Consider the following 4,483-nt stretch of genomic DNA (forward strand, 5'->3'; position numbering starts at 1 on the left):
AATGCCTGCGCAGCAGGCATTTGGCGGGGTTGTGGAGATCTGGTGCTGAGTACAGAAGCGATCGTGCCAGGACTTGCTCAGAGGTTTCCGAGTTCAGTTGCGGAAGCGCACACCGACGAAGAACTCGCGGCCGGTGTGGTCGTAGACCGAGCTGCGATCGCCGACGGAATCGACCCACTGGTCGTTGTATTCGTCGGTGAGATTGACCGCCTCGACCGTGAACTCGACATGCTGGTTCATCTTCCACGTCGCGATGAAATCCACATTGGTCGTTCCCTTGGTGCCTTCCATGTTGTTGTTGTTGCGACCCGGCACCGTGGTCAGATAGCCGTTGCGGTACGCCGTCGACACGCGCGCGCTGAACTGGTCCTTCTCGAAGTACAGCGTCGCGTTGTAGGCGTTCTTGGACAGGCCGGTCAGGTCGGTCTTCAGCGAGTTCGCGCCGGACGAGGTCACGTACTGGATCTTCGAGTCGACATAGGTGTAGTTGAGGATCGCGCCGAAATGACTCCAGAAACCGGGCAGGAACGTGAACGGCTGCTGGTAGGACAGCTCGACGCCGCGCAGCTTGCCGCCGGGCGTGTTGGTCGGGATGTTGAACTGGAAGTCATCGGTCGGCAGCGCACCGGTGCCTTCCAGCAGGCTCGTGGGCAGGCCCGAGGTATTGAACGGCCGTGTCTCGCGCGAGGTCTGCACGAAGGACTCGATGTCCTTGTAGAAGATCGCCGCGCCGAGCACCGACTCCGGTGCGAAATACCATTCCAGACCGAGATCGAAGGTCTTGGCGCGGAACGGATCGAGGAACGGATCGCCGCCGGTCACGACGCGGTTGCCGCCGCTGACGCTGACGCTGACGCCCGGCGTGAGGTTGCCCAGGCCCGGACGCGACATGACTTTCGCCGCGCCGAAGCGGAACAGCAGATCGTCGGTCAGGTCCCAGGCCAGGTTCAGCGAGGGCAGCGTGTCGGAGTATTCGCGCTCGACCGTGGTCTGCGTCGGGCGGCTGTTGATGATCGCGAAACCGGTCGATTCCTGCTCTGTACGTACGTAGCGCACGCCGAAGTTGCCGCGCAGCGGGATGCCGAAGGTCGACGTCTCGAAATCGCCCTGCAGCCAGCCGCCGCGGTCGCGTTCCTTGACGCTGCGGTTGTTGCCGATGGAACCCGAGGCCGACGGCGACAGCGTGAACGTGCCCTGGCCGCTGTAGATGTCGAACAGGCGCGCGAATGCGTCGATGTCGGGAATCAGGAACGATGTGTCCGCGCCGCCCGGCATGTCCAGGCCGTTGCCGAACACGAGCAGGCGGGTCAGGTCCGACAGCGACGTGCCGGCCGGCAGGTTGGGCACGCTGACTTCCGAGGCGCGGCGCGCTTCGAAGGTCGAGAACTTGTAGGCCTTGAAATCGAGCCCGCCCTTGACGCGGAACGCGGACGCCGCATCCCACTCGAAGTTCACTTGTTGATTGGTGAACAGGTTGGCCGTCGCGTTCGGACGCAGGCGAATTTCCGACAGGCCGTTGGCGAAGCTCCAGTTGTTCGGGTCACGCACGTCGAAGCCGTAGTCGATCAGCGGCAGGCGGTCGTTGCCGCGGTAGTCCCAGGAATAGCCGTCGGTATTGGCGCGGTCGAGGGTCAACGTGGTCTGGATCGGATTGTCGAAGTCCGAACGCGAATGACCGATCAGCGCGTCCATGCGGAAGCTGTCGCTGAATTCGTGCTCGATGTTGAGGTTGGTCTGCTTGAACGTGGTCGCGAGTTCGTCGTAACGCGACTCGGAACGCACGTCCACGTCGTCGAACAGGCCGTAGACGAGATTGCCGTTGCTGCTGACCGCGCCGTCGCGCACGATGGTCTGCGGCTTGCCGGATGCACCGGTGCGGCTGAACGACACTGCTTCGAGAAAATTCTCCGTGCGCTTGGCGTCGAAGTCGGCATACAGCAGGTCGAGCGAAACCAGGGTGCTGTCGGCGGCCTGCCACTGCAGCGCGCCGGTGAGGCCGAGACGCTCCTGTTCGTGCTCCAGCACGCCGTAGCGCGGGATGCGCGGATGGAAGGTGGTTGCCAGCCTGGCCGGTGCGTACGGCGAAGCGGCGTTGAAGCCGCCGCTGCTCGTGCCGTTGTCCCAGCGCACCGTGCTGGCGCCTTCCTGGGTCAGGCTGCGATCGCTGTAGGCGACCGAGAACAGCGCGCCGAAGCGGCCGTCGAAGAAGGTGTTGGCGATCAGCGCCGAGGCGCGGGGATTGGTTTCGTCGGCCAGATCGTTATAGCCCATCTGCGCCGAGCTGACGAAGGTGAAGCGGTCGAAATCGAACGGCCGCGGCGTGTGCAGGTCGACCGTCGCGCCGAGCGAGCCTTCCTGCACTTCGGCCGATGCGGTCTTGTGTACTTCAATACGATTGAACAGTTCCGAGGCGAAGACGTTGAAGTCGAAGCCGCGGCCGCGGTTGTTGCCGCCGGACGAGTCGGTGCCGCCCGTGGTGGACAGCCCTTCCATGCCGTTGATGCGCACGCGGGTGAAGTCCGGGCCAAGGCCGCGCACCGAGATCTGGCGCCCCTCGCCCGCATCGCGCGCGATCGAGATGCCCGGTATGCGCTGCAGCGACTCGGCCAGGTTGAGGTCCGGGAACTTGCCGATGTCCTCGGCCATGATCACGTCGGTCTGGGTCGTGAACTCGCGCTTGGCTTCGAGCGCCTTGACGAGGCTTTGCCGATAGGTCACGACGATTTCGTCGAGCCGCTCGGTTTCGCCGCTGCTGCCGCTCTGTGCCTCGGTTTCGGCGGCCGCGCCGGCCGTCGTACCGACGGCGGCTTCGGTCGCGGTGGACGACGCGGCGTCCGGCTGGGCCGGCTCGGCGGCAAACAACCGCGCCGGCAGCCCATACAGGGAAATCAGGATCGCGCCCGAAAGCGTGGTCAGCAATGGACGACCGGTACGGCTGATGCGGATTCCCACGTCTACTCCCTCCTGATAGATAGCAGGTCCACGCGCACGGCGGCAGCGCGGAAAATTCTGATGACACCGGTGCCATTTTCAGCTAATTCTTGTGCATGACACCGGTGGACAAGAAGCCTAGCAAACACCGCAGCGCAGCAACAAGACGAGCAAAAACGGCACGTCGACACCGCCGCACGCTTCGTATCGCGCCCGGTCCCTGCCGCCGGCCCCGCAGGAAAAATCTATCATTTTCAATACCTTATGCAGCCAACGCCGAAACTACCGCAGTCATTGTCCCGCTCGCCTGCGGGGACACTGCGCTGCAGCACAGCTCTCCTCCACCCGACGGCGACGCCGTCCCGCCGGCTTGCCTAGACTGCCGTTTCATCCCAAGGATCCCCCATGTCCGTACCCTTACTCTGCTTTGGTGAACTGCTGCTGCGCCTTGCCAGCCCTGGCCATGAGCTGCTGCTGCAATCACCGCGCCTGCAGGTACACGTCGGCGGCGCCGAGGCGAATGTCGCCATCGCCCTCGCCGGCTTCGGCCACGCCACCGCCTGCATCGGCATCGTCGCCGACAATGCACTGGGCCGCGCCGCGGCCGGCGAACTGCGCCGCCACGGCGTCGACACCACGCGGCTGCGCTACGCCAGCGGCCGCATGGGACTGTACTTCCTCGAAACCGGTGCGCTGCAACGTCCTAGCGAAGTGCTCTACGACCGCGCCGATTCGGCCTTCGCGCGCGCCGCCGCCAGCGACTACGACTGGCCGGCGCTGCTCGCGGGCGCGCCACTGCTGCACCTGTCCGGCGTCACACCGGCCCTGGGCCGCGCCTGCGCCGATGCGGCGATCGCCGCCGCACGCGCGGCGCGCGCACTGGCCATTCCGGTCGTATTCGACGGCAATTTCCGCGCAAAGCTATGGCAAGCCTGGGATGGAGACCCCGCAGCGATCCTCGGCGAAATCCTCGCCTGCGCCGACACCGTCTTCGCCGACCACCGCGACATCGCGGTCGTACTGCGTCGCGAATTCGTCGCGACCGCGACCGCCAGCGTCGACCGCCTCGCTGCCGACGCGGCCTTCGCCACGTTCCCGCAGATCCGCCGCATCGTCAGCACCCGGCGCGAACAGCACAGCGTCGACTGCCACGATCTGTCGGCACAGCTATTCACGCGCGAACGCGAATGGCAGCTCCCCGCACAACGCCTCGACGGCATCGTCGACCGCATCGGCGGCGGCGACGCCTTCGCCGCCGGCGTGCTGCACGGCCTGCTGAACGGACATGACGAAGAACACAGCCTGCGCTTCGGCCTCGCGGCGGCCTGCCTCAAGCATTCCGTCCCCGGTGATTTCCTGAGCCTCCCCGTTGCGCGCGTGGCGCAGTTCCTCAGCGATGCGCGGTTTGACGTGAGGCGCTAGAACCCCGCGGATCACGCGCCAGGCAGCAAATCACTGCCGTTGCCGTTGCCGTTGCCGTTGCTGTTGCTCTTGCTGTTGCTGTTGCTGTTGCTGTTGCTGTTGCTGTTGCTGTTGCTGTTGCTGTTGCTGT

The 4,483-nt window shown here is 65.2% G+C and carries 2 protein-coding genes; one reads left to right on the plus strand and one right to left on the minus strand.

The features are described 5' to 3' along the window. Window positions 1-93: 93 nt before the first annotated feature. The gene (locus RUU78_RS24725) at window positions 94-2,952 is read right to left on the minus strand and encodes a TonB-dependent receptor (RefSeq protein ID WP_313920483.1); all 2,859 of its coding nucleotides are present in this window, start codon (window positions 2,950-2,952) and stop codon (window positions 94-96) included. Window positions 2,953-3,336: 384 nt separating this feature from the next. On the opposite strand from RUU78_RS24725, the gene RUU78_RS24730 reads away from it, so the two are divergent. Continuing rightward, window positions 3,337-4,353 (plus strand): sugar kinase, encoded by a 1,017-nt coding sequence (locus RUU78_RS24730; protein WP_313920484.1) that lies wholly within the window; start codon window positions 3,337-3,339, stop codon window positions 4,351-4,353. The last annotated feature ends 130 nt before the right edge of the window (window positions 4,354-4,483 follow it).

The sequence above is a fragment of the Tahibacter sp. genome (genome assembly GCF_032229445.1).
Lineage (GTDB): Bacteria > Pseudomonadota > Gammaproteobacteria > Xanthomonadales > Rhodanobacteraceae > Tahibacter.

Excerpts from the sequence above, each read along its gene's own strand:
- RUU78_RS24730 (WP_313920484.1), top strand. The coding sequence starts at position 3,337 with ATGTCCGTACCCTTACTCTGCTTTGGTGAACTGCTGCTGCGCCTTGCC.